Annotated in this window: 20 protein-coding genes and 2 pseudogenes; 11 read left to right on the top strand and 11 right to left on the bottom strand. The window is 70.9% G+C overall.

The window, feature by feature from the left end:
• The first annotated feature begins 2 nt into the window (after positions 1 to 2).
• Genes ACIOHP_RS22360 through ACIOHP_RS22350 form a run of 3 tightly spaced genes read left to right on the top strand, consistent with a single transcriptional unit; the run spans position 3 to position 4,122 of the window.
• Positions 3 to 2,189 carry an MMPL family transporter gene (locus tag ACIOHP_RS22360; RefSeq protein ID WP_401889998.1) on the top strand — a complete coding sequence of 729 codons (2,187 nt, stop codon included), beginning with the start codon at positions 3 to 5 and terminating at the stop codon, positions 2,187 to 2,189.
• A 53-nt stretch (positions 2,190 to 2,242) separates the two neighbouring features.
• The gene (locus tag ACIOHP_RS22355) at positions 2,243 to 3,460 is read left to right on the top strand and encodes a histidine kinase (protein WP_401889995.1); all 1,218 of its coding nucleotides are present in this window, start codon (positions 2,243 to 2,245) and stop codon (positions 3,458 to 3,460) included.
• Positions 3,457 to 4,122 (top strand): response regulator transcription factor, encoded by a 666-nt coding sequence (locus ACIOHP_RS22350; RefSeq protein WP_361492372.1) that lies wholly within the window; start codon positions 3,457 to 3,459, stop codon positions 4,120 to 4,122. Before ACIOHP_RS22355 ends, ACIOHP_RS22350 begins: the two co-directional genes overlap by 4 nt.
• Here the strand turns inward: ACIOHP_RS22350 and ACIOHP_RS22345 are convergent.
• Both ACIOHP_RS22345 and ACIOHP_RS22340 read right to left on the bottom strand, forming a co-directional pair.
• Complete coding sequence (locus ACIOHP_RS22345; protein ID WP_361557295.1) at positions 4,083 to 4,376, bottom strand: DUF6332 family protein; 294 nt, start codon at positions 4,374 to 4,376, stop codon at positions 4,083 to 4,085. The genes ACIOHP_RS22350 and ACIOHP_RS22345 overlap by 40 nt on opposite strands.
• 74 nt (positions 4,377 to 4,450) lie before the next feature.
• Positions 4,451 to 5,932: pseudogene (locus ACIOHP_RS22340) on the bottom strand (MFS transporter).
• 85 nt (positions 5,933 to 6,017) lie between these two features.
• On the opposite strand from ACIOHP_RS22340, the gene ACIOHP_RS22335 reads away from it, so the two are divergent.
• Positions 6,018 to 6,416: a MarR family transcriptional regulator gene (locus ACIOHP_RS22335; protein ID WP_361492367.1), complete on the top strand. Its 399-nt coding sequence runs from the start codon at positions 6,018 to 6,020 to the stop codon at positions 6,414 to 6,416.
• A 15-nt stretch (positions 6,417 to 6,431) separates the two neighbouring features.
• Here the strand turns inward: ACIOHP_RS22335 and ACIOHP_RS22330 are convergent, their stop codons facing one another.
• Together ACIOHP_RS22330 and ACIOHP_RS22325 are read right to left on the bottom strand one after the other, a co-directional pair.
• Complete coding sequence (locus ACIOHP_RS22330; RefSeq protein ID WP_401889990.1) at positions 6,432 to 7,163, bottom strand: maleylpyruvate isomerase family mycothiol-dependent enzyme; 732 nt, start codon at positions 7,161 to 7,163, stop codon at positions 6,432 to 6,434.
• Positions 7,164 to 7,286: 123 nt separating this feature from the next.
• Complete coding sequence (locus ACIOHP_RS22325) at positions 7,287 to 8,492, bottom strand: MFS transporter (RefSeq protein ID WP_401889987.1); 1,206 nt, start codon at positions 8,490 to 8,492, stop codon at positions 7,287 to 7,289.
• Between the two features lie 99 nt (positions 8,493 to 8,591).
• Between ACIOHP_RS22325 and ACIOHP_RS22320 the strand changes: the two genes are divergently transcribed.
• Positions 8,592 to 9,212 carry a DUF6629 family protein gene (locus tag ACIOHP_RS22320; protein ID WP_401889985.1) on the top strand — a complete coding sequence of 207 codons (621 nt, stop codon included), beginning with the start codon at positions 8,592 to 8,594 and terminating at the stop codon, positions 9,210 to 9,212.
• A gap of 646 nt (positions 9,213 to 9,858) precedes the next feature.
• Here ACIOHP_RS22320 and ACIOHP_RS22315 read toward each other — a convergent pair.
• The 3 genes and pseudogenes from ACIOHP_RS22315 to ACIOHP_RS22305 all read right to left on the bottom strand — a co-directional run.
• Positions 9,859 to 10,725: a sugar phosphate isomerase/epimerase family protein gene (locus ACIOHP_RS22315; RefSeq protein WP_401889982.1), complete on the bottom strand. Its 867-nt coding sequence runs from the start codon at positions 10,723 to 10,725 to the stop codon at positions 9,859 to 9,861.
• Complete coding sequence (locus ACIOHP_RS22310) at positions 10,722 to 11,738, bottom strand: Gfo/Idh/MocA family oxidoreductase (protein WP_401889979.1); 1,017 nt, start codon at positions 11,736 to 11,738, stop codon at positions 10,722 to 10,724. Before ACIOHP_RS22310 ends, ACIOHP_RS22315 begins: the two co-directional genes overlap by 4 nt.
• A gap of 109 nt (positions 11,739 to 11,847) precedes the next feature.
• Positions 11,848 to 12,172, bottom strand: a pseudogene (locus tag ACIOHP_RS22305) (2-keto-myo-inositol dehydratase); the annotation flags it as partial.
• A gap of 257 nt (positions 12,173 to 12,429) precedes the next feature.
• On the opposite strand from ACIOHP_RS22305, the gene ACIOHP_RS22300 reads away from it, so the two are divergent.
• The gene (locus ACIOHP_RS22300) at positions 12,430 to 13,425 is read left to right on the top strand and encodes a LacI family DNA-binding transcriptional regulator (RefSeq protein ID WP_401889976.1); all 996 of its coding nucleotides are present in this window, start codon (positions 12,430 to 12,432) and stop codon (positions 13,423 to 13,425) included.
• 20 nt (positions 13,426 to 13,445) lie between these two features.
• Here ACIOHP_RS22300 and ACIOHP_RS22295 read toward each other — a convergent pair whose 3' ends face one another.
• Positions 13,446 to 13,859, bottom strand: coding sequence for a VOC family protein (locus tag ACIOHP_RS22295; RefSeq protein WP_401889974.1), 414 nt, complete (start codon positions 13,857 to 13,859; stop codon positions 13,446 to 13,448).
• Positions 13,860 to 14,044: 185 nt separating this feature from the next.
• Between ACIOHP_RS22295 and ACIOHP_RS22290 the strand changes: the two genes are divergently transcribed.
• Positions 14,045 to 15,523: a glutamate--cysteine ligase gene (locus ACIOHP_RS22290; RefSeq protein ID WP_361557323.1), complete on the top strand. Its 1,479-nt coding sequence runs from the start codon at positions 14,045 to 14,047 to the stop codon at positions 15,521 to 15,523.
• A gap of 6 nt (positions 15,524 to 15,529) precedes the next feature.
• Here the strand turns inward: ACIOHP_RS22290 and ACIOHP_RS22285 are convergent, their stop codons facing one another.
• The gene (locus ACIOHP_RS22285) at positions 15,530 to 16,630 is read right to left on the bottom strand and encodes a Gfo/Idh/MocA family protein (RefSeq protein WP_401889971.1); all 1,101 of its coding nucleotides are present in this window, start codon (positions 16,628 to 16,630) and stop codon (positions 15,530 to 15,532) included.
• Positions 16,600 to 17,310, bottom strand: a complete 711-nt coding sequence (locus ACIOHP_RS22280; protein ID WP_401889969.1) for a ThuA domain-containing protein — start codon at positions 17,308 to 17,310, stop codon at positions 16,600 to 16,602. Before ACIOHP_RS22280 ends, ACIOHP_RS22285 begins: the two co-directional genes overlap by 31 nt.
• Before the next feature lie 209 nt (positions 17,311 to 17,519).
• On the opposite strand from ACIOHP_RS22280, the gene ACIOHP_RS22275 reads away from it, so the two are divergent.
• Entirely contained in the window at positions 17,520 to 19,700 is a 2,181-nt protein-coding gene (locus ACIOHP_RS22275) for an RICIN domain-containing protein (protein WP_401889966.1), read from the top strand.
• A gap of 89 nt (positions 19,701 to 19,789) precedes the next feature.
• Positions 19,790 to 20,428: a class E sortase gene (locus tag ACIOHP_RS22270; protein WP_401890086.1), complete on the top strand. Its 639-nt coding sequence runs from the start codon at positions 19,790 to 19,792 to the stop codon at positions 20,426 to 20,428.
• On the opposite strand, the gene ACIOHP_RS22265 is transcribed toward ACIOHP_RS22270, so the two are convergent.
• The gene (locus tag ACIOHP_RS22265; RefSeq protein WP_401889963.1) at positions 20,416 to 22,110 is read right to left on the bottom strand and encodes a sigma-54-dependent Fis family transcriptional regulator; all 1,695 of its coding nucleotides are present in this window, start codon (positions 22,108 to 22,110) and stop codon (positions 20,416 to 20,418) included. The two genes, ACIOHP_RS22270 and ACIOHP_RS22265, sit on opposite strands and share 13 nt — an antisense overlap.
• A 150-nt stretch (positions 22,111 to 22,260) precedes the next feature.
• On the opposite strand from ACIOHP_RS22265, the gene ACIOHP_RS22260 reads away from it, so the two are divergent.
• Both ACIOHP_RS22260 and ACIOHP_RS22255 read left to right on the top strand, forming a co-directional pair.
• A complete protein-coding gene (locus tag ACIOHP_RS22260; protein WP_361557338.1) occupies positions 22,261 to 24,018 on the top strand; it encodes an FAD-dependent monooxygenase in 1,758 nt (585 codons plus the stop codon).
• A complete protein-coding gene (locus ACIOHP_RS22255; protein WP_401889960.1) occupies positions 24,018 to 24,869 on the top strand; it encodes an intradiol ring-cleavage dioxygenase in 852 nt (283 codons plus the stop codon). The genes ACIOHP_RS22260 and ACIOHP_RS22255 overlap by 1 nt, the downstream gene beginning before the upstream one ends.
• Positions 24,870 to 24,885: the final 16 nt, after the last annotated feature.

The raw sequence follows: 24,885 nt of genomic DNA, 5'->3' as shown, positions 1-24,885 counted from the left end.
CGGTGAGCGCGTCACTCGATCCCGAACTCCCCTGGAAGGGCTGCCCCATGCTCACCCGGCTCGGCCGTCTGGCGGTGCGGCGCAGTCGCGCCGTGCTGACCGGCGCACTTCTCGTCCTGCTCGGTCTCACCGCCTACGGTGCCGGAGCCCAGCAGGATCTCGACCTGTCGCGGTGGAGCGCGCCCGGCACCGAGTCGGTGCGTGCCGGGGACCTGTTGCGTGACGACTTCCGCACCGGGAACCCCGATCTCGCGCTCCTGGTCACGGCACGCGACGGTGACGTGGACAGCACGCGCACCGAACGGGCCGCACGGGAACTCCTCACGGAGGTCGCGGAGTTGCCACTGGTCATGGACGTGACCTCCTACTGGGACGCCGACAGCTCCGCGCTGCGCGGCGAGGACCGGCGGCGCGCCCTGATCCTCGTTCACCTGGCGGGCGACGCGACGGAGATCCGCGCGGAACTGGCAGCCCTCTCACCCCGGTTGACCCGCACCACCCCCGAACTCGACGTCCGCGTCGGCGGGCAGGAGGAGACCTCCCGGCAGGTCGGTGAGGAGGCCCGCGCCGACTTCCTGCGGGCGGAGGCTTTCGCCCTGCCGGTCGTGGCGGTGCTGCTGATCCTGGTCTACCGGCGCACCGTGGCCGCACTGCTGACCGTGGGCGTCGGTCTGTTGTCCGTCCTCGGCGCGCTCGCGGGTCTGCGCCTGCTGGCGCAGTTCACGCAGGTGTCGACGTTCGCCGCGAACCTGGCTCTCGTGCTCGGCCTCGGACTGGGCGTCGACTACGGCCTGTTCGTCATCCACCGCTACCGCGAGGAGCGCGGCGCGGGCCGCGACCGGGAGGCGGCCGTCCTCGCGGCGACCGTCGCCGCCGGCCGCACGGTCGTCTTCAGCGGGATCACCGTCGCCGTGTCGCTGTGCGCGCTGCTGGTGTTCCCGTTCTTCTTCCTGAGCTCGTTCGCCTACGCCGGTGTCCTCGTCGTGCTCTGCGCGGTCGCCGGGGCCGTGCTCGTCCTGCCGGCCGCCCTCGCCCTGTGGGGTCACCGCGTGGAACGGCCCGCCGCACCGGCCTCCGGTTTCTGGCACCGCACCGCCCTGGCGGCCATGCGCCGCCCGCTGCTCGCCGGTGCCGGAGTCCTCACGGTCCTGCTCGTCGCCGCCGCACCCCTGCTCGGCCTGCGTTTCGGCCTCCCCGACGAGCGCACCCTCCCCGCGGGCACGTCCTCGCGCACCACCTCCGAGATCGTCCACCGCGAGTTCGCCGCCGAACCCACCGACACCGTCCAGGTCGTCCTGACCGCACCCGCCGACACGCGCGCGTACGCCGCCCGGCTCTCCCGTATCCCCGGCGTGCACCAGGTCGACGCCCCCGACGGCGCCTACCGGGACGGCCGGCGCACCGGAGCACCCGGCCAGGACCGGCTGACGGCACCCGACGGACGCGCGCGCCTGGCCGTCGTACCCACACAGGAGGCGATGTACGGGAACGTCCCCGCCCTCGTCGAACGCATCCGGAACACCGCCGCCCCGGCCCCCGCCCTCGTCGGGGGCTACCCGGGCGAGACCACCGACTTCCGCGCCACCCTCCTCGACCGGCTGCCGCTCGCCGTGGGCCTGGTCCTGGTGGCGACGTACGTGATCCTGTTCCTGATGACCGGCAGCGTGCTGCTGCCGCTGAAGGCGACCGTGCTCAACCTGCTCAGCCTGTCGGTGATGTTCGGCTGTCTGGTCTGGGTCTTCCAGGACGGACACCTGTCCGGGCTGCTCGGCTTCACCCCGACCGGCTCGATCGAGCCGAGCATCCCGGTGCTGATGTTCTGCGTGGCGTACGGGCTCTCCATGGACTACGAGGTGTTCCTGCTGGCCCGTATCAAGGAGGAGCACGAGCGGACCGGCGACACCGGGCTCGCCGTCGGCGAGGGCATCCGGCGCAGCGCGCCGCTGATCACCGCCGCGGCCGGGATCCTCGCGCTGTCCTTCCTGTCGTACGCCACCGGAGGCGTCGTCTTCCTCAAGGAACTCGGCGTCGGGACGGCCCTGACGATCCTCGTCGACGCCACCCTCATCCGGGTCGTCCTGCTGCCGGTGACGATGCGGCTCGCGGGGCGGGCGAACTGGTGGGCGCCGAAGCGGCTGCGCCGGCTGCGGGTCAGGGAGGGCGACGTACTTCGCGGGGAGTACGGGTGATGACCTCGCCCGGCTGACGTCCCGGGCGGCGGGCGGCGTCTAGCGTGGCGGACATGGACGAGCAGCGGGTATCCGGAGGTCTGTGGTGGCGGCACGGGCCACCGTGGTGGCACCGCCGGGACGAGGCGGAGCTCGCTTCCCGGTATCCCTGGCTGTCCACCCTGCTGATCACGGTCTTCGTGCTGGGCGGATCCCGCTTCGCCGCCGAGCAGCAGATGGAGCGCGCCCCGCTCGACACCTTCGCACGCGTGCTGCTCGTCGTGGCGGCCGGACTGCTGCTGTGGCGCCGGCGGTACCCGGTGGTCGTGGTGTTCGGCACGGCGGCCGCCACGATGCTCTACCTGGGCGCCGGATACCCCTACGGACCGGTCTTCGTGACCTTCGCCCTGGGCTGTTTCAGCGCCATCGTCGCGGGTCACCGCAAGGCCGCCTGGACGGCACTCGGTCTGCTCTGGGCCGGGCATGTCCTGGTGGCCCACTGGCTCTACCAGTGGCTGCCGCCGTCCGGGGACGACGCGGCCTCCTGGGGTTCGGAGGGGGTGGTGGCCGCCTGGGGTGTCGCCATCGTGGCGCTGGCGGAGCTGGCCAGGACCCGTCGCGAGCAGTGGGCGCGGGAGCGGGTCGAGCAGGCGCAGGCGGCGCGGCGGCGGGCCGACGAGGAGCGGCTGCGGATGGCCCGCGAGCTGCACGACGTCCTCGCGCACAGCATCTCGGTGATCAATGTGCAGGCCGGCGTCGGCCTCGCCCTCCTCGACAGCGACCCCGAGCAGGCACGCACGGCGCTCACCACCATCAAGGCCGCCAGCAAGGAGGCGCTCGGCGAGGTCCGCCAAGTGCTCGACACCCTGCGCACCCCCGGGGACGCGCCCCGCGCGCCGGCCCCCGGGCTCGACCGGCTGCCGGAGCTGGTGGAGCAGGCGGCGAGCGCGGGACTGACGGTGGAGATCGAGGGGGAGGCCCCGAAGCTCGCCCCGGGAACGGATCTCGCCGCGTTCCGTATCGTCCAGGAGGCGCTCACCAATGTCGTACGGCATTCGGGATCGCGGCACGCGCGCGTGCACCTCGCTCATGACGACGGGACGACGCTACGGCTGCGTATCGACGACGACGGGCCCGCGACCGGCGCCGACGCGGGCGGCAGCGGCAACGGGCTGGCCGGAATGCGGGAGCGGGCCGCGGCCCTGGGTGGCACGATCGAGGCCGGTCCGCGTCCCGACGGAGGCTTCCGGGTGCTCGCCGTACTGCCCCTGACAGTGAAGGAGAACCGGTGATCCGCGTACTGCTCGCCGACGACCAGTCCCTTGTCCGGGCCGGATTCCGGGCACTGCTCGACGCGCAGCCGGACATCGAGGTGGCGGGCGAGGCCTCCGACGGCGAGGAGGCGGTGCGTCTGGTGCGCGAACTGCGCCCGGACGTCGTCCTGATGGACATCCGGATGCCGGTGCTCGACGGTCTCGCCGCGACCCGCCGGATCACCGACGACGAGCGGCTGCCGGATGTCAGGGTGGTCATGCTCACCACCTTCGAACTCGACGAGTACGTCTTCGAGGCGATCCGCTCGGGCGCCTCCGGGTTCCTGGTCAAGGACACCGAACCGGAGGAACTCCTGCGCGCGGTCAGGGCGGTGGTGGAGGGGGACGCGCTGCTCTCGCCGGGGGTGACCCGGCGGCTCATCGCCGAGTTCGCGGCCCGTTCCAAGGAGCCCGCGACGGCCGACGCGCTGGCCCGGCTCACCGAGCGGGAGCGGGAGGTGATGGCCCTGGTCGGCATCGGCCTGTCCAACGAGGAGATCGCCCGGCGCCTGGTGGTCAGCCCGCTCACCGCGAAGACCCACGTCAGCCGCACGATGGTGAAGCTGGGAGCCCGTGACCGGGCCCAACTCGTGGTGCTGGCCTACGAGTCGGGGTTGGTGCGGCCGGGCTGGCTGGGCTGAGCCGCGCCGTCCTCGGGCCGGAAGCGCAGCAGCACACTGAGGACCCGGGCCACGAACAGCACCGGCGCCAGCGCGAGGGCCACGTGCGTCAGGAGCTTCTCCATCGTCTGCGGAAGCTCGAAGAGCAGCGCGGGGCCCGCGAGCGCCCCGAAGACGACCGCCGCCGCGAACGCCGCGCTGAACAGCGCGTATCCGATCTCGACGGTGATCGCGTCCCGCGCGGCCTGATCCCGTCGTCCCCCGTACCCGGTCATACGACGAGTGTCACAGCCGTGCACCCGACGGAGCAAGCACTCCGCCGGGCGCACGACAGGGGAGGCGTCCCCTCTCAGTCGCGCACGGACACGCGCTCCGCCTCCTCCTGGGATGTGGACGTGGCGACCACGAGGGTCTTCCGACGGGGCCGGACCCGCAGTCCGGTCAGCGAGATCAGCAGGCCCGCGACCGCTACGCCGGTGACCACCGTCAGGCCGGGGAGGTAGCTGTCGAGGACGGCCTGGGGTGAGGCGTTCTCCGCGGGGGCGTTGGCCGTCAGCACCGCCGTGACCACGGCCAGGAAGAGCGCGCCGCCCACCTGGACCGAGGTGTTGAGCAGACCCGAGACCATGCCCTGCTCGTGTTCGTCGACGCCGTTGGTGGCCTGGACGTTGAGCGAGGGGAAGGTCAGTGCGAAGGCGGCGCCGACCAGCAGCATGGTCGGCAGGATCACCGACGCGTAGACCGGGTCGAGGTCGATGCGCAGGAACAGCAGATAGCCGACGACCATCAGCGCGAAGCCGGCCACGATGAGCCGCGGCGTGCCGAACCGGTCGATGACCGTGCCCACCTTGGTCGCGGACAGCGCCACCAGTGTGCCCGCCGGCAGGAAGGCCAGCGCGGTGTGCAGCGCCGACCAGCCGAGCACCTGCTGCATGTAGAGGGTGACCAGGAACTGGAAGCCGATGTAGCTGCCGAGGAACGTCAACGCGCCGAGCTGGGCGCGGACCTGGGGGCCGGAGCGCAGGACGCCGAGCCGGATCAGCGGGCTGGGGCTGCGCCGCTCGACGGCCACGAAGGCGGTCAGCAGGACGGCGACGGCCAGGAAGGACAGGATCGTGCGGGCGGAACCCCAGCCGGCCTCCGCCGCCTGGACGACGGTGTACACCAGCAGCAGCATCGAGGTGGTGCCGAGGACGGCGCCCGGGATGTCGTAGCCGCCGGTGCTCTGTTCACGTGCGCTGCGCGGCAGCAGCTTCAGGCCCGCGATCAGGGCGATCAGCGCGACGGGGGCGGGCAGCAGCATGGTGTAGCGCCAACTGGCCTACGTGAGCAGGCCGGAGAAGACCAGGCCCATCGAGTAGCCGGTGGCACCGCAGGTGGTGTAGATCGACAACGCGCGGTTGCGGAGGGGGCCTTCGGCGAAGGTCGTGGTGATGATGGACAGGCCGGCGGGCGCGGTGAACGCGGCACTCAGGCCCTTGATGAACCGGCTGGCGATCAGCAGCGGCCCGGAGTCGACGAGCCCGCCGAGCAGGGAGGCGACCGCGAAGACGCCGAGGGCGACGAGGAACACCTGGCGCCGGCCCAGCAGGTCGGCGGCGCGACCGCCGAGCAGCAGCAGGCCGCCGTACCCGAGGATGTAGCCGCTGACGATCCATTGCAGGGTCGAGGTCGACAGACCGAGGTCGGCGCCGATGGACGGCAGTGCGACGCCCACCATCGACACATCGAGCGCGTCCAGGAACATCGCGGCGCAGAGCACCAGCAGCGTGCCCCACAGTCGGGGAGTCCAACGTCCCTCGGACGTTGGGGTGTTGAGCGGAGAGGTCATGCCGGAGACACTACATGCGCATGCATTGAATGCAAGAGCATTTAATTACGGTGCAATAATTTCCCCTCTCTGCTACCGTGCGCCCATGGCGGCGAAGAAGGCCGAGCAGACGCTCGTGGACCAGTGGCGGGACATCCTGGCGCTGCATGCGCGCACCCAGTGCGAACTGGACCGTGCGCTCCACCGGCACGGCCTGTGCGCCAGCGACTTCGAGGTGCTCGATGTCCTCGCCGACGTGCGGCGCGCCACAGGGGGCGACTGCTCCTACCGCGTCCAGGAGATCTCCGAGCGGGTCCATCTGAGCCAGAGCGCGCTGTCGCGACTGATCGCCCGGCTGGAGAAGGACGGACTGGTCGAGCGCGGCATGTGCTCGGAGGACCGGCGAGGCGTCCGGGTGGTGCTCACGCCGAAGGGGCGCACGCTGCACGGAGAGGTGCTCCCGGTGCAGCGTGCGGTGCTGACGAAGATGCTGGACTCGGACTGATCGGGCCGCCGGGCCTCAGATCCCGGACGTCGTGCGCCACAGCTCGGCGAGCGAGCCGTCACCGCTCACGCCAGGGAACGGCACGCGATTCCACAGCGACAGGTACAACTGCGCTGCGGGGCCGGTGATTTCACACTCCGCGTCCCCCTCCGCGGTCCGCTCGGCCGCGGGCGGCTCCTGGGACAGCCGTACGGTCCACACGGCACCCTCGGCGTCCGTCGCCCGCACCCGCAGCACCCGGGGCCGCTCGCTGCGCACCCTGCTCCTGGTGCGGGCGTGGAATCCGCTCAGCAGCTCGTCGATGCCGTCGGCGGCGAACTCCGGCGCGATGCCGCTCGGCGTGCCGCCCCGCGCGGACTCCGCGTCGAAGCGGTGCACCGCGGTCTCGTGCGCCTGCCGGCGCGCCCAGAACGCGAGCGGCGAGGGCGCCGGCATGAACTGCCAGCACCGCGTGTCCGGATCGGCGGAGGCAAGGGTGTCCACCAGGCGACGGTGCCCCTCACGGAACCACGCCAGGAGCTCGGCACCGTCGAGGTCCGGCCCGCCTCGGAAGGGGCGAGGGGAGGGGTCCGCCTCGGCGACGAGCGCCCCCGCCCAGCGGTGCACCGCCCCTGTGTGCCGCACCAGATCCCGCACCTGCCACTCCGGGCAGGTCGGCACCTTGGCGCCGGTACCGGCCTGCTCGGCGGCTGAGGCGAGCAACTGGCCCTCCTGGTCGAGGATGCGGACGAACTCGGCAGTTTCCATGAGGGTGAGTGTGCCGCATGAAGCGCGGTCGAAGGGGCGCCCGGCGGAGCATGCGAGAGGGCCGGGCAAGCCGGTTGATTCGCAGGGGAGTTGAGGCGAGGAACCGGTCGGCGGTCCCGGGCCTCAGTCATGACGTCGTGTGAGGAACCCGATGACGGCTGCCGTCGCGGCGAGGGCGGCCACGCTGGTGAGGGCGATGGGGAGGGAGAACCAGTCCGCCATGAAGCCGATGGCGGGCGGGCCCAGAAGCATGCCGCCGTAGCCGAGCGTGGAAGCGGTGGCGACGCCGCTGGGGCCGGCGAGTGTTCCAGCGCGTTCGATGGCGACGGGGAAGAGGTTGGCGAGGCCGAGTCCCGCGATGCCGAAACCGAGGAGCGCCGCCCACAGTGCGGGGGCGAGCGCGCCGAGCAGCATGCCGGCCGCCGCGGTGGATCCGCCGACGATCACGGTGCGGGTGCGGCCGAGGCGCTCCAGCAGCGTCGTGCCGGTGAGCCGGCCGACGGTCATGGTGAGGGCGAAGCAGGAGAAGCCGACGGCGGCGACACCGGGAGAGGTGTGGAGGTCCTCCCGGAGATGCAGCGCGCTCCATTCGGCCATGGCTCCCTCGCCGTACGCCGTGCAGAGGGCGATCAGCCCGAAGACGACCACCAGCCCGCGGGTCCGCCGGTCCGGCCGGCGCGGGACGGTGCCCGCTCGCGGTTCCGTCCGCTCGGGCGGTACGGGCGGTTCGATCCGCAGCAGCGCGCGTCCGGCCACGGCCGTCACGAGCAGACCGATGACGGTGAGGCCGAGCAGATGACGGGTGGGGGAGAGGTGCGCGGCGACCACCCCGCCGAGGCCGGCGCCGACCATGCCGCCGAGGCTGAAGGCCGCGTGGAAGCTGGGCATGATGGGGCGCTTCAGAGTGGTGACCAGGTCGACGGCGGCGCTGTTGAAGGCGACGTTGATCCCGCCGTACGCACTGCCGAAGATCAGCAGCACGGCGCCGAGGGTCAGTGGGGAGTGGGTGAGCGGGGGCAGGGCCACGCTGAGGGAGAGGAGTACGGCGCATGCGACGGTGACCTGGTGGTTGCCGTAGCGGCGGCACAGGCGGCCGGTGAGCGTCATCGTGATGACGGCTCCGGCGGAGACGCCGAGGAGCGCCAGGCCGAGGGTACTGGCGGTGGCGTGGGTCTGCTCCTTGATGGCGGGGATGCGGACGACCCAGCCCGCGAAGATGAAGCCGTCGAGGGCGAAGAAGGCGGTCAGGACGATGCGGAGGCGGCTGAGGGCGTTCCCCTTGGCACCCGGCACGTCGTTGTGCGTTCGGGTTTTGTTTATTAGCGGCACAAAGTCAGGCTAGGTGGGGTGACGTGCCGGGGCAAGGGCATGGGGTCCGGCTTCGGTTTCCGGTGTGCGGCTGTGTCGGATCGTTGCCATGGTGGTGCCATGTGCTGGAGTGCGACGGCCGATGTCGTTGCCGGTGCCGGGATCGCCTGTGTCGGTGCGGCCTGTGTGGCGCGGGTGCGCAGCGTGGGTGATCTCCCGATGGCGGCGGTGCCGTTGCTGCTCGGTGCGCATCAGCTGGTCGAGGCCCGCGTCTGGCAGGTCGAGGGCGGGACCGGGCCGGCCACGGTCGTATGGGCCGTGATCGCCCTTCCCCTCCTGGCGGCGTGGGTGCCGCTGGCCGTGCTGTGCGCGGCACCGCGGCAGGCGTGGGGACGGCTGGCGGTTCCCGTGGTGTGCGGTGTCGTGACCGCGGTCGTGATGGCGTACGCCATCGCCACCCGGCCGGTGCGCGCGGAGATCCGCGGTCATACCGTCGGCTACGTCGTCGGCCTGCCCCACACCGAAGTGCTCATCGCGGGATATCTGCTCGCCACGGTCGGCGCCCTGCTGCTCTCCGGCGACCGTTGGCTGTTCGGCTTCGGAGTCCTGGCGGCGGTGGGTGCGCTGGTGTGCTGGGCGATGTGGCGGCTGGAGTTCGGCTCGACCTGGTGTGCGTTCGCGGCGGTGTGCTCGTTGGTGGTCTTCGGGTGGGTGCGTGGGCGGTCGGCGTATTCCCCCTGAGCGTGGTGGTGTTGCTCCTGGGATCGGTGATCCTGCCAGCGGGAGAGGGCTGGTCGGTCCTGGCGGCCGTGGCGCAGGGTGGGTTCATGAACACCGGTGAGCCGTCACAGCTCCGCAGCCGTGTGACACCACTGCGCTGCCTCAAGGGAGACATGTACATACCGACCAGGACGGGCCGGCGGCCCGCCGCCCTCGCCAGAGCCGCTTCGGCTTCGGCCGCCAGAGCGGATACGCGTGCGGTCGCGGGACGCGGTTCGGTGACGAGGCCGACCGCCTCGCCCACCCAGAACGGTGACGGGGAAGCGGCGCCGCGTTCCACATCGGCGTCGTAGGCCCCCGGCGGGGGGGAAGCCGCCGGATCCGCGGCGAGCTCGGCCTCGCGGCCCCGCCATCGGTCGAGGGAGGTGAGTCCGAGCGGGCGAGCCGTGTATTCCGAGGGCCTGATCGACCGCGCGCAGCTCGGCAGCCCAGGTCCGTAACCCGACGCCCCACGGTTCCCCGACGCCCGTCAGTACCGGCAGCTACCGGGCCCGCGGATCCGGATGCCCATGGGAGCACGGGCGATGCGATGCCGCAGGCCGGGCAATTCCGTGAAGGCCGTCGGACAGCGTCACGCGCGGCATCGCCTCATCCGCGCGCCGCCTCCCTAGGAGGCGAGCTCCTTCGTGATGCGGTCGAGCATGAACGCCGAGGACTCGTGGGCGCGTTCCTCCCAGGCGAAGACGCAGGCGGTCGCGACGCCGTCGAAGTCCAGGTCGCGCAGGGTGCCGAAGAAGGCGCCCCAGTCGACCTCGCCCTGACCGATGTCGAGGTGCTGGTGGATACGGGCGGTGGTGCCGGGCGGGTTGAGGATGTAGCGAAGTCCGCTGGAACCCTTGTGGTTGAAGGAGTCGGCGATGTGCACGTGCCGGAGCTTGTCGCCGGCGTAGCGCAGCATCGCCGCGATGTCGGCGGTCGGATCGGCCCCTGACAGATGGAAGGAGTGCGGCGCGCAGTACAGGTAGTTCACCCAGGGCTTGTTGAGGGCGCGGACCAGGTCGACCGCGGGGGTGTTCTCCTCGCAGAAGTCGTCCGGGTGGGCCTCCAGGTTCAGAGCGATGCCTTCCCGCTCGAACACCGGCAGCAGCTCCTCCATCGAGCGCCAGAACGCCGCCTCGCTCTCCGCGGCGCGCTCGGGGCGGCCGTTGAACTCCGAGTTCATCAGGGGGCATTCGAGATCGGCGGTGATCTCGATCATCCGCTTCCAGTAGCGGACGGCCGCCTGACGCTCGCTCTCGTCCGGTGACGACCACGTGTAGAGCGGCAGGACCGAGGACAGCTGAACGCCGTGCGTGCGCAGGGAGTTCCTGAGCCCGGCGATCCGCGAGTCGTCGGCCCGCGGGTGCAGGAAGAACGGCATGAAGTCGTCACGGGGCGACAACTCGATGTAGTCGTAGCCGAGTTCGGCGACCGTGCGCACCATGTCGTCGATCGGCAGGGCGCGGAACATGTACGGGTCGAGGGCGATCTTCACGCGGCACCTCCGTAGAAGGCGGGACGGGGCTTGAGGTCGGTGGCGACGACACGGCCCGACTCCAGGGCCTCGACGGTCGCGCTGGTGATGACGGTGGCCGCGTAGCCGTCCCATGCCGAGGGGCCGGTGGGCTCCAGGCCGGCGGCGATGCCCGCGATCCACTCGCGGAACTCGGTGTCGAAGGCGTCCGCGAACCGGCCCACCCAGTCCATGGGCACCTCCGTGCTGTGCAGGCCCGCACTGCGCAGACCGACCGCCGCCGGGTCGGGCAGCCGGACCAGCCCCTCCTCGCCCACGGTCTCGCACTGGATGTCGTATCCGTACCGGCAGTTGACGAAGACCTCCAGATCGATGCGTACGCCCTTGGCGGTCTCGAAGAGCATGATCTGCGGGTCCTTGAGATGCGCGAACCGCTTGCTCGTGGCGCGCGGTGTGATCACCTGGGTCGAGACGATCTCGTCTTCGAGCAGCCAGCGCAGCACGTCCACCTCGTGCACCGCCGTGTCCAGGGCGGCCATCGAGGAGGTGTACGCCTCCGGCACGGTCGGATTGCGGTGGGCGCAGTGCACGATCAGCGGCTCACCGATGCGGCCCGAGTCGATGACCTGCTTCATCTGCCGGTAGCCGACGTCGTAGCGGCGCATGAAGCCGACCTGGACCAGTCGGCGGCCGTGGGCCTGTTCCGCCTCGATGATCCGCAGACAGTCCTCGGCGCTGGTCGCGAGGGGCTTCTCGCAGAACACCGGCTTGCCCGCGGCTATCGCGGTGAGCACGTGCTCGGCGTGGGTGGGCCCCCACGAGGTCACGAGGACGGCGTCCACCTCCGCGGAAGCGATCAGGGCCGCGCCGTCGGGCAGCACCTGGGCGCCGACCGGTGCCGCCGCCTCCGCGGCGCGGGCGGCGTCGATGTCGGTCACCGCGGTGACGCGGGCGCCCGTGACGGTCTCGGTGAGACGCCGGATGTGCTCCTTGCCGATCCATCCGGCGCCGACGACACCTACACGTACAGTCATGATCGTTTCCTCACTGGTCCTGAACTAGGAGAAGCGCGCCCGGAGTTCGGCTTCGAGGGTTTCGAGGGTGCGTCCCTTGGTCTCGGGGACGCAGAGCTTCACGAAGGCGAGCGAGAAGACGCCCGCCACGACGAAGAGGCGCGAGCATGCCGTCCCAGGCCTCGGGGCGGTGCAGCGCACCGAACGTGGTGCCGCCGGAGACCTTGAGTCCGCGGACGTCCAGCTCCTCCTTGAGCCGCTGCGGATCGGTGGGGAGGTAGCCGTACGGACCGAGCTCGAGCCACTCGTACCCGGCCTCGGCCAGTTCGTCGAGGAAGCGGGTGTACGACACCTGGTGCTCGTCCTCGGGGAACCAGACGCCCCAGGAGTCGGGGGGCGGAGCCCAGGCAGAGGCTGCCCGCGACGGTGCGGAGCGGGGACGGCGCCGTTGCCATGGTCTGTCCTTCGGGGGAGAGGTCAGCTGGAGGTGGGGAAGCCGAAGCCGGCGGTGCGCTGGAGTCTTCGAAGGCTTCGCGGCTGGATCTCCCCTCCTGTCGCGCTCTACTAGCGCGCTCTAGTGCGAGTACGATGACCCCTGTCCAAATGTCATGTCAATAGCTTGTTGCCGGGAGAATTCCCGGGAGCCCACTAGGGTGGGCGCCGTCGGAGGGTGGGTTCACAGGTGGATGCGTCGGGCAGGCAGCGGCCCACGATGGCGGACGTCGCCGCGAAGGCGGGCGTCTCCCGGGCACTGGTCTCGATCGTGTTCCGCAACCAGCCGGGGGCGAGCGAGGAAACCCGGCAGCGGGTGCTGCGGGTGGCCGACGAGATCGGCTACCGGCCGGACAGCGCGGCCCGGTTGCTGGCCCGGGGGCACAGTCGCACCATCGGCGTGATGTTCACCGCGCGCCAGACCTTCCAGACGGATCTCATCGAGGGGATCTACCCGGAGGCGGAACGGCTCGGCTACGACGTGCTGCTCTCCGCCACCGCCCTGGGCCGCAGCGAGGAGAAGGCCGTCGAGGCGCTGCTCGGCCACCGCTGCGAGGCGCTGATCCTGCTGGGCCCCGATGCCGAGCCCGCCTATCTCGACGAGCTCGGACAGCGTGTGGCCACCGTCTCGGTGAGCCGCAGGGTGCCGCGGGCCCGTGTGGACTTCGTGCACAGCGCGGAGGGCAAGGGCGTACGGCAGGCCATGGATCACCTGGTGGAGCAGGGCCACCGGCGGATCGTGCACATCGACGGCGGCCGTGGTCCCGGGTCGGCCGACCGGCGCCGTTCCTATCGGGCGGCGATGCGCCGGCACGGGCTGGAGGCGGAGGCGCGGGTCGTCCCGGGTGAGCACACCGAGCAGTCCGGCATCGAGGCAGGAAGGCTGCTGGTGGCGGAGCGCGACCGGGGTCTGCTCCTGCCGACGGCGGTCCTCGCGGGCAACGACCGGTGTGCCATGGGCCTGTTGATGGCGCTGACGCGGGCCGGCGTGGAGGTTCCGCGCGACATGTCCGTCGTCGGCTACGACGACAGCCACCTCTCCCATCTCATGCCGATCGGGCTGACGACCGTACGCCAGGACGCCGTGCTGATGGCGGAGTACGCGGTGCGGTTCGCCGTGGAGCGTCTGGAGAGCCCGGAGCTGGAGCCGCGCGAGGCGGTGCTGGATCCCAAGCTGGTGATCAGGGGGACCAGCGGGCCCGCCCCGCGGGAGTAGGGCGGGCGGACCGGCCTCGCTCAGCCCTGCGGCGCGGTGATGTTGACCATCCACGGGATGCCGAAGCGGTCCGTGCACATGCCGAACACATCGCCCCACATCTGCTTGTCGAGCGGCACGGCCACCGAGCCGCCGGCCGAGAGCTTCTCCCAGTAGCCGCGCAGCTCCGCGTCGTCGTCGCCGCTGAGGCTCACCGAGAAGTTGCTGCCGGGGCTGTGTTCCATGCCGGGCGGGGAGTCGGCGCCCATGAGGGTGAAACCGCTCGGGGTCTCCAGCATGCCGTGCATGATCTTGTCGGCCTCGGGGGAGTCCGGCTGGCCGAAAGCGCCGTAGGTGTTGAGCGCGAGCGTGCCGCCGAAGACCTCCTTGTAGAACTCCAGCGCCTGTCGGGCGTCTCCGTCGAAGCTGATGTACGGATTGAGTCGCGAGCCCATGAAACCCTCCCGGAACGGGGTGAAGAGTCAGTAGTCCGGAGGCTAGCCCGGGGCACTGACAACGGCATTCCGGGCAGGCGGGCCGGGGGCCCCTGCGCTGCGCCCTCGCTCCCTGACTGTCCCGGGCGCGTCCGAAGTGCGACGCTGGGACGAGAGACATGCGCCGAGGGGACTCGGAGGGCACGATGGGACGAGATGTGCCGGCCCAGGTGTTCACGCGGGAGGACCGCCGTCGGTACCGGGACAAGATGCACACCTGCCTCGATGTGCTGGCGCAGATGCTGCGCGAGTCGGGGTTCGAGAGTGAGCGTCCGCAGGTCGGGCTGGAGATCGAGCTCAACCTGGTGGACGACGACGGGCTGCCGGCGATGCGGAACACCGAGGTGCTCCAGGCCATCGCCGATCCGGCCTGGTCGAGCGAGCTGGGGCGCTTCAACCTGGAGATCAACATCCCGCCGCGTGAGCTGACGGCCGGCGGCCCCGGCGCCTGGGAGCAGGCGATCCGCGACGCGCTCAACCACGCCGAGGAACGTGCCTCGGCGGTGGGCGCGCATCTGATCATGATCGGCATCCTGCCCACTCTGGGCGAGGCGGACGTCGGCGAGCACGCCCTGTCCGGTGATCCGCGCTACCGGCTGCTCAACGAGCAGATCTTCGCGGCACGGGGTGAGGACCTGCGGATCAAGGTGGACGGCGTGGAACGCCTGGCGATGTACGCCGACGCCATCACGCCCGAGGCCGCCTGCACCAGCACCCAGTTCCATCTCCAGGTCGCGCCGAAGGAGTTCGCGGACTACTGGAACGCGGCCCAGGCCGTCGCGGGCGTACAGATCGCCCTGGCGGCGAACTCGCCCTACCTCTTCGGCCGGGAGCTGTGGCGCGAGACCCGTATCCCGCTGTTCGAGCAGGCCACCGACACCCGCCCGCAGGAGATCAAGGCGCAGGGCGTGCGGCCGCGGGTGTGGTTCGGCGAGCGCTGGATCACCAGCGTCTTCGACCTCTTCGAGGAGAACGTGCGCTACTTCCCGGCCCTCCTGCCGGTGTGCGACGAGGAGGACCCGCAGGCGGTGCTGAACGGCGACGGTGTGCCGGAGCTGGGGGAACTGACGCTGCACAACGGCACGATCTACCGCTGGAACCGTCCCATCTATGCCGTCACCGACAGCGGACCGCATCTGCGCATCGAGAACCGGGTCCTGCCCGCCGGACCCACCGTGGCCGACATCATCGCCAACGGGGCCTTCTACTACGGTCTGACCCGTGCGCTGGTCGACGAGGACCGGCCGGTGTGGACGCGGATGTCCTTCTCGGTCGCCGAGGAGAACCTCCACGCGGGGGCCCGCGACGGCATCGACGCCCGTCTGTACTGGCCCGGCGTGGGCGAAGTCCCGGTCACGGAACTGGTGTTGCGACGGCTGCTGCCCCTGGCCCACCGGGGCCTGGAGCTGGCCGGCATGGACGCGGAGTGGCGCGAGCCGCTGCTGGGCATCGTCGAGCAGCGCTGCGTCAGCGCCCGCAACGGCGCCCTGTGGCAGGTGGAGACGGTCCACCGGATGGAGAAGGAAGGCATCCACGACCGCCAGGAGGCGCTGCGGCGGATGACCTCGTCCTACATGGACTACATGCATCTCAACGCGGCGGCGCACACCTGGCCCGTGGACTGAGAGCGGTCAGCCCCTCCATTCCCCGGCAGGTGTCAGTGGGACGGGGGCGGGCGGCCGCGTCGACGTCGTCAGCTCGATGCGCCGGCCCTCGGCCGACGAGCGGAGCAGTGCGGTCATCGTCTCCAGTACGTGCAGGGCGAGTTCACCGCCGGCGCGGGGCGCCCGGTGTTCGTCGGCGGCGACGAAGTCCAGCAGGCCGATGCCCCGCGAGCCGTCGACGTAGCCCGCCGCGGGTGGGAGTGTGCGCCACTGGGTGCCGCCGAGTTCGAAGAGGCGTACCTCGCCGTCGAAGTGGTTCGGGTCCGGCACCGCGAGGGTCCCGGTTTCGCCGTGGACCTCGATCGGTGCGGCGGTCGTGGTCACGCCGTCGAAGCTCGTCGTGATCGTGGTCAGCGTTCCGTCGGTGTGTTCGAGCACTCCGGAGACATGGCTGTCGACCTCGACCGGTATCCGCTCGCCCGCGCGGGGACCGGAGGCGATGACGCGCTCGGTGCGCAGCCGGCTGGACGCCCCGGTCACGGCCCGCACCGGGCCCAGGAGATGGACCAGGGAGGCGAGATAGTACGGGCCCATGTCCAGGAGGGGGCCGCCTCCGGTGGTGTAGTAGAAGTCCGGGTGGGGATGCCAGCGTTCGTGCCCCGGGGTGATCATCACGGCCGAGGCGAACAGCGGGCGTCCGATGCTCCCCGCCGCGACGGCCGCCCGGGCCGTCTGGATTCCGGTGCCCAGGACGGTGTCGGGTGCGCATCCCACCCCCACGCCCGCCTTCGCGGCCGCCTCCAACACGGCGTGGGCGTCCGCGAGTTCGGCGGTCAGCGGCTTCTCGCCGTACACGTGCTTGCCGTTCGCGATCGCGCCGAGGGCGATCTCGGCGTGGGCCGCGGGGACGGTGAGGTTCAGGACCGTGTCCACGTCCGGGCTGCTCAGCAACTCCTGGACGGTCAGCGCCCGGACGCCGGGGAACTCGGCGGCGACCGCGGCCGAGCGGGCGGCGTCCAGGTCGGCGACCGCGGTGACGCGGACGCCGGGAAGGCCGATCAGCGTGTCCAGGTAGGCGCGGGAGATGACGCCGAGACCTACGACGCCGATGCGGTGCGCGTCGCCCACAGCATGCCCCTTTCGATGACGGTACGGACGTTGGGGTTCTCCAGCACGTCGAGGCTGTGCCCCGGCGTCGTCACGACGATCCGCCCGGCGCCCCACTGTCGGGTCCAGACCGCCGGCGCGGTGACCGGACGGTGCCAGGGCTGCCAGGGCCGGGCCGGGTGGGTGGTGGTGGCCAGTACGTCGATCAGGTCGTCGTGGAGCACCCAGTACTGCTCGGTGTTCAGCTCGAAGTCCTCGATGCCCGCGGTGACGGGGTGCTCGCGGCCGAGTTCGGTGAGGGTGACGGTGTGCGGCAGGAAGTTGTCCGACTCGTCACCCCGACGCTCGCACGGCTCCTTGCCGGGATGGGTCGCGAACTGGCCGCCCACCAGGTGGAGATAGTCGGAGGAGGCGCGGAAGGAGTCGGCGATGCCGCCGTGCCAGCCGGTGAAGCCGGTGCCGGCCACGACCGCCGCGCTCAGCCCCGCGAGTTGCTCGGCGGTGATCTCCGACATCGTGACGCACTGCACGACGAGGTCGGTCTCGGCCAACTCGGCGGTGTCGGCGTAGACGTCGGTCGACTCCTCGACTCGAACGGCGTATCCGTGACTACGCAGGAAGGGCACGAACAGCTCCGTGGCCTCGACCGGCCGGTGCCCCTCCCATCCGCCTCGGACCACCAGGGCCTTCTTCTGTGTCATCTCGATCCTTTGCCCGGCCGGTGAACAGCGCCTTCACTATGCGCCCATCGCCCGCTCCTACGAAAGAGTTGCCGAGTTTCGCGAAACTTTCGGCTGATGGGCGCCGGGAAAGGTACTGGTCTGTACCAAACTCTTGACATGTCCATACCTCACTTCTTAAATCACGCAGTGAACTAAGTCGCCGCCCCCCACCAGAAGCGGATGAAGACATGCTTCGACGACTCCCCGGACCATCCGTCGCCCTCGCGGCCGCGGCCGTCATCGCCTCGATGCTCACCGTCCTGCAGCCCACCGAGGCGGCCGCCGCCCCGCCGACCGGCTGGACCACGGTGGTGAACGGCGGCAGCGGCAAGTGCCTGGACGCCCGGTCGGCCGCGACCGTGAACGGCACCGCCGTGCAGCAGTACGCCTGCAACAACACCACCGCCCAGCAGTGGAGTTTCACACCGACCAGCGACGGCTACGTACGGATCAACAACCGCAACGACGCCGCGCAGGTCGTGGACGTCAGCGAGGTGTCCACGGCCGACAACGCGGCCGTGCACCTGTGGACGTACGGCGGCGGCAGCAACCAGCAGTGGCAGGCCGTCGACGAGGGCGGCGGCGCGTACCACTTCGTCAACCGCAACAGCGGCAAGTGCCTCGACGTCCCCTCCGCCTCGACGGCCGACAGCGTCCAACTGGTGCAGTACACCTGCAACGGCACGGCCGCCCAGCGCTTCCAGGTCGCCCCCGTGAGCACCGCGCCCGGGGACGTCGACCTCGGTCCCAACGTCGTCGTCTTCGACCCGTCGATGCCGTCGGCCACCATCCAGAGCCGGCTGAACCAGATCTTCCAGCAGCAGGAGACGAACCAGTTCGGCTCCCAGCGCTACGCGGTCATGTTCAAGCCCGGCACCTACAGCAACGACGTCAACGTCGGCTTCTACACCCAGGTCCTGGGCCTCGGCCAGTCTCCCGACTCGGTCACGATCAACGGCGCCGTACATGTGGAGGCCGACTGGTTCCCGCCGCAGAACGCCACCCAGAACTTCTGGCGCGGCGCCGAGAACCTCTCGGTCAACCCCACCGGCGGTACCGACCGCTGGGCGGTCTCGCAGGCCTCCGGCTACCGGCGCATGCATGTCCGCGGCAACCTGGAGCTGAGCGACGGCGGTTGGTCCAGCGGTGGGTTCATGGCCGACAGCAAGATCGACGGGCAGGTCCGCTCCGGCACCCAGCAGCAGTGGCTGACCCGCAACTCCCAGCTCGGCAGCTGGACCGGCGCCAACTGGAACATGGTCTTCGTCGGCAGCCAGGGCGTCCCCGGCAACAGCTTCCCCAACCCGCCCTACACCACGGTGAACCAGACCCCCACGGTCAGGGAGAAGCCCTTCCTGTACGTCGACGCGGCGGGCGCCTACAAGGTGTTCGTTCCGTCCGTACGCACCAACTCCTCGGCCACCACCTGGGCGAACGGCAACGCCGCGGGCACCTCGCTCGGCATCGACCAGTTCCACGTCGTGAAGCCGGGAGCGACCGCCGCACAGATCAACGCCGCGCTGGCCGAGGGCAAGAACCTCCTGGTCACCCCCGGCGTCTACCACCTGAACCAGACCCTGCGGGTGACCCGCCCCGACACCGTCGTCCTCGGGCTCGGCCTCGCCACCTTCATCCCCGACAACGGCATCACGGCCATGACGGTCGCCGACGTCGACGGAGTGAAGCTCGCGGGCGTCCTCTTCGACGCCGGCACCACCAACTCGCAGACCCTCGTGGAAGTCGGCCCGTCCGGCGCCGCCACCGACCACTCGGCGAACCCCACATCACTGCACGACGTGTACTTCCGCGTCGGCGGCGCGGCCGTGGGCAAGGCGACCACCAGCCTCGTCGTCAACAGCGACGACGTCATCGGCGACCACATGTGGATCTGGCGCGGCGACCACGGCAGCGGCATCGGCTGGAACACCAACACGGCGGACACCGGGCTGGTCGTCAACGGCGACGACGTGACGATGTACGGCCTGTTCGTCGAGCACTACCAGAAGCACCAGACCATCTGGAACGGCAACGGCGGCCGCACGTACTTCTACCAGAACGAGATGCCCTACGACCCGCCCAACCAGGCGGCCTGGATGAACGGCTCCACCCAGGGCTACGCCGCCTACAAGGTCGCGAACTCGGTCACCAGCCACCAGGCCTACGGACTCGGCAGCTACTGCTACTTCAACGTCAACCCGAGCGTCACCGCGGAGCACGCCTTCGAGGTCCCCGCCAACCCGGGCGTCCGCTTCCAGAACATGGTGACCGTCTCACTCGGCGGCACCGGCACCATCCGGCACGTCATCAACGACCGGGGAGGCCCCTCCAACTCCTCGACCAACGTGGCGAACCTGGTGAGCCACCCGTGAGGGGAACGCCGGTTCCGGGCCGTTCGTTCGCCATGCGAGATGCCTGCGTCCCGAGCTCGTAGCGCCCTCCTCATCGGTACCGTCATCGCCTGCTCCTCGGCTGCTCCGGCGGCGGGGGAGCGGGCGGTGAGCCCACGACGGACCGGGGAGCGGCACCACCTGCGACCAGCCCGGCACCGTCCACACCGACCTCGGCACCTGCGACCCCTCCGACGCGCCGACCCGCATCGCTCACCATCGCGGCGATCGGAGTCGAGAACCTGCGGGTCATCCCGTACGAGGGCACGACGGACGACCGGCCGGGCACGAGGATCCAGAACCGCGGCCTCGCCGCCAGCCCCTACGGCGAACGAGGCGGCGTCGGCCCCGGCGAGATCGGCAACTACCTCGTCACGGCCCACCGCCTGTCCAACGGCGGCCCCCTGCGCCGGCTCCCCGACCTCGACGAAGGCGACTCGGTCCTGGTGAGCTCGGGCGGAACGGTCTACACGTACGAGATCACCGACACCAGGACCACCTCCTTCCGCTCCGCGCGCTCGCTCGCCGAACAGCGGGCGGCGGTCCCGGGGTTCCCCGGCAGACGCCCCGCCCAAGCCATGATCACGATCTCGACCTGTCTGACCCTCGAGGACCACGCGGCCGGCAACTACTGGCGTGACGACCACGGAAACCCCGAACACCGCGTCGACAAGATCGGCGTACTGTCGGCCGCGCCTCAGCCCCGATAGCCGCGCAGTTTCCGGTACAGGGTCGCCCGGCCGATCCCCAGGGCCGCCGCGGTCCGGGCCTTGTTGCCACCGTTGAGGCGGAGGGCCTCCAGGATGGCGGCGCGCTCGGCACGTTCCATCGGCGTGAGGGGACGGGGCGCGGGTCCTTCGCGTACGGGGTCGGGGAGTTCGGTACGCCGGACCGGTCCCGTCGAGCGGCGGCCCTCGGTCAAGGCCCGTACCAGGTGGGCGAGTTCGGTGATGTTCCCGGGCCACGGGTGCCGTTCCAGTGCGCGCAGGGCGTCCAGGGTCCAGGTGAGCGGGGGTTGTCCGGGTGTCGGCCCGGGGGCGAGGGACGTGAGCAACTCCCGGATGTCGTCGGCACGTTCACGCAGTGCGGGGAGGGTGACCGAGCGGGCCGCCAGGGTGTCCAGCAGCCGTTGGAGACAGGGGCCCGGTGCCGCTCCCGGGGTGTAGGTCACCAGCAGGGGTACGCCCGGATGCGTGTCGAGGAGTGAGTTGAGGGTCGCCGTGTCGGGCGGGGCGAGACGCTCCACGTGACGGATGAGGAGCGGACGGCCCTTCACCAGCCCTTCCAGCTCGGCGCCGAGTTCGCCCTCGGCCGCATCCACCGTCACCGGGTCGGTGACCAGCTCCCTGGCCAGCGAGGTCTTCCCGGTACCGCGCTCGCCGGTGATCAGCAGCGGCTCGGGTGACGCGGCCAACTCCACCGCACGGCCGACGGCATGCCGCCAGGGCAGCGAACCTCCGGCCAGCCCGACGGTGGTCCGGGACGTCGCCGACATGATCGTGTGCCCGATCGGCTCCAGCACGGCGACCGCTCCGACGACCGAGCCCCGGTGCGGGACGAGGGTGACGGTGGCGGCGTGTCCCGGACCGTCGGACAGACGTGTACGTGTCTCTGTCCCCTCCCGTACCAGTGCGACCACCCTGCCCTCCAGCGCGTCCAGTTCCTCCGGCGTCAGCAGCTGTCCCGCCGCCTCGCTGACGAACCGGTTGCGGCCGTCGAGGGCGACCACCGCACGCCCCTGCTGTCCGGCCCGCAGATACGCGTCCAGCAGCACCCGCTCCGCCGCCCGGGACCGCGACAGGAGTTCCGCCTCCACGGCGATCACCGCGGCCTCGGCGACCGGCGCACCCGGATGCGGACCGCACTCGGCGCACAGCCCGCAGGACACGGTCACCGTGCCCAGCAGCCGACCGGTCTCCGGCTCCCGCACCGGCACACTGACCCCGGAGACGTCCTGCCACAGGTCGAGGAAGTGCTCGGGCCCGTGCACCTCGGCCCGGCGGCGGGTGTGCAGGGCGAGGGCCGCGCTGTTGTGGCCGACCGCCTGCTCGGAGAGGTCGTGGTGGGGGTGGTCCGGGGTGAGTCCGGCGGCCCAGAGGACCCGCAGCCGGTCATCGGTGAGGACGAGCGTGCTCTGCCCGCTGTCGAGCGTGGGGGCGATGCGCTCCAGCACGGGCCGGGCAGCCGTCAGCAAAGGCGACTCGGTCGGTGAAACGGTGGGGGCCGATTCCCGTATGTCGTGTCGGACGCCGAAGAACCGGGCACGCTTCCACGCGGCGAGCACCTCCTCCGGTACCCCGTCCGGCAGCTGGTGCCCGCGCAGGAACAGCTCGCGGGCCCTGCGCAGCGAGGCGAGGGCGGGGCGGGCGGTGGGGCGCTCTGCGGTGGTCACGGCACGGCTCACCCTACCGGGAACGGTTGAACGGGCAACAATATCGGCCCTCCCCGGCACTCTGTCTCGAATTGAGACACCCGCGCTCCCGCACCCCCGTACATGATCTTGAACAGTCGGTGCCTGTTCTCATTCCCTGGAGCGTCCCCCGTGCAGACCGTCGAGCCCGATGTCGTGACCGACGTACTCATCGTCGGCAGTGGTCCCGCGGGCGGCGCCGCCGCGCTCGCCCTGAGCACCTACGGCGTGCCCAACATCGTCGTCACGCGTTACGCGAGCCTCGCCGACACGCCCAGGGCGCACATCACCAACCAGCGCACCATGGAGGTGCTGCGCGACCTCGGCGTCGAGGACGAGGTCGTGGCGAAGGCCACCCCGCAGCATCTGATGGGCAACACGACCTTCTGCACCAGCCTCGCCGGCGAGGAGCTCGGCCGGGTCCGCTCCTGGGGCAACGACCCGCTCGTCCAGGCGGCGCACGAGCTCGCCAGCCCCACCCGTATGTGCGACATGCCCCAGCACCTCATGGAGCCGGTACTCATCGACGCGGCGGTCTCACGCGGGACCAACCTCCGCTTCAGCACCGTCTACAAGTCCTTCGTCCAGGACGCCTTCGGCGTCACGGTCACCGTCGAGGACCGGCTGCGCGGCGACGAGTACACCATCCGCGCCAAGTACCTGATCGGCGCCGACGGCGGCCGCTCGCAGGTCGCCGAGGACGCCGGGCTGCCGATGGGCGGCCAGATGGGCGTGGCCGGCAGCATCAACATCGTCTTCGACGCCGACCTGTCGAAGTACACCGCCCACCGCCCCTCCACGCTCTACTGGGTGCTCGCTCCGGGTGCCACCGTGGGCGGCATCGGCGCGGGGCTCGTGCGCTGTGTGCGGCCCTGGAACGAGTGGCTGATCGTGTGGGGCTACGACGTGAACGCCGGCGCCCCCGACCTGACCACCGAGTACGCCGAGTCCGTCGTGCGCAAGCTGGTCGGCGACGACGACATCCCGGTGACCGTCAAGTCCTCCTCCGCCTGGACCGTCAACGAGATGTACGCGGAGACCTACTCCAACGGCCGGGTCTTCTGCGCCGGTGACGCCACACACCGCCATCCGCCGTCCAACGGCCTGGGCTCCAACACCTCCGTCCAGGACTCCTACAACCTGGCCTGGAAGCTCAAGCTCGTCCTCGACGGCACCGCCTCCCCGAAGCTGCTCGACACCTACACCGCCGAACGCGCCCCGATCGGCCGGCAGATCGTCACCCGCGCCAACAAGTCCATCGGCGAGACCGCACCCGTCTTCGAGGCGCTCGACGGACTCTCCCCACAGACCCCCGAGCAGCTGTGGGCCAACATCGCCGCCCGCAAGGAGGACACCGAGGCCGCCGAGAAGCAGCGGGCGCGGCTGCGGGAGGCGATCGCCTTCAAGACGTACGAGTTCAACGCGCACGGCGTCGACCTCAACCAGCGCTACACCTCCACCGCGATCGTCCCCGACGGCACCGACGACCCCGGCTTCGACCGCGACCCCGAACTGCACCACCAGCCCACCTCCCGCCCCGGCGCCAAGCTCCCGCACGCCTGGATCACCTCCGGCACCCGCACCCTCTCCACCCTCGACACCGTCGGACAGGGCCGGTTCACCCTGCTCACCGGCATCGGCGGCGCCGACTGGGTACGGGCGGCCGGGGCCCAGGACCTGGACATCGCCACCGTCGTCATCGGGCCCGGCCAGGAGTACGAGGACCCGTACGGCGACTGGGCGCGGCTGAGCGAGGTCGCCGACGCGGGAGCACTCCTCGTACGGCCGGACGGATACGTCGCCTTCCGGCACGCCACGGCGGCTGCTTCCGCCGCGGACGCCGAGCGCGTACTCACCGACGCCGTGCGGCGCGTCCTCGGGCACGTCTGATGGGAGCCGAACTCACCGACGCCGTGGTCGACAGCTTCGACGGCACCCCGGATCCCCGGCTGCGCGCACTGCTCGCCGCCCTCACCCGCCATCTGCACGCCTTCGTCCGGGAGACGGAACCGACCATGGCGGAATGGGAGCGGGCCGTCGACTTCCTGACGGCGACCGGGCAGACCTGCACGGACACCCGCCAGGAGTTCATCCTGCTGTCGGACGTGCTCGGCGTCTCGATGCTGGTGGAGACGGTCAACAGCGACGAGGGCGGTACCGAGAGCACGGTCCTGGGGCCCTTCCACATGACCGAGTCGCCGGTCCGTGCCCTCGGCGCGGACATCGACCTGGTCGGCGGCGGCGAGCCGTGCGTGGTCAGCGGGCGGGTGCTGTCGGCGGACGGCACCCCGCTGCCGGGTGCGCTCCTCGACGTCTGGCAGGCCGACGGCAACGGCTTCTACGACGTCCAGCAGCCCGAGGTCCAGCCCGCCGGCAACGGACGCGGGCTGTTCACGGCCGACGACGAAGGGCGCTTCTGGTTCCGCACCTGTGTGCCGAGCCCATACCCGATCCCCACCGACGGTCCCGTCGGACAGCTGCTGCGGGCCACGGGCCGGCACCCCTACCGTCCGGCCCACATCCACTTCATCGCCACGGCCGACGGGCACGAGCCGGTCACCACGCACATCTTCGTGGCGGGCAGCGACTACCTCGACTCGGACGCGGTGTTCGCGGTCAAGCGGAGCCTCGTCCAGGACTTCACTCCCACCGACGACCCTTCCCTGGCAAGGGAGTTCGCCGTCCCGAACCCGTTCCGGCACGCCTGCTTCGACCTCGTGCTCAAGTCGGTGGACTCGTGAAGGAGTTCGCGTACGA

Source organism: Streptomyces sp. NPDC087859 (assembly GCF_044742595.1).
GTDB lineage: Bacteria > Actinomycetota > Actinomycetes > Streptomycetales > Streptomycetaceae > Streptomyces > Streptomyces canus_F.
The sequence above is the reverse complement of the archived record's forward strand: the minus strand, read 5'-3'. Positions and strand labels throughout refer to the sequence as shown.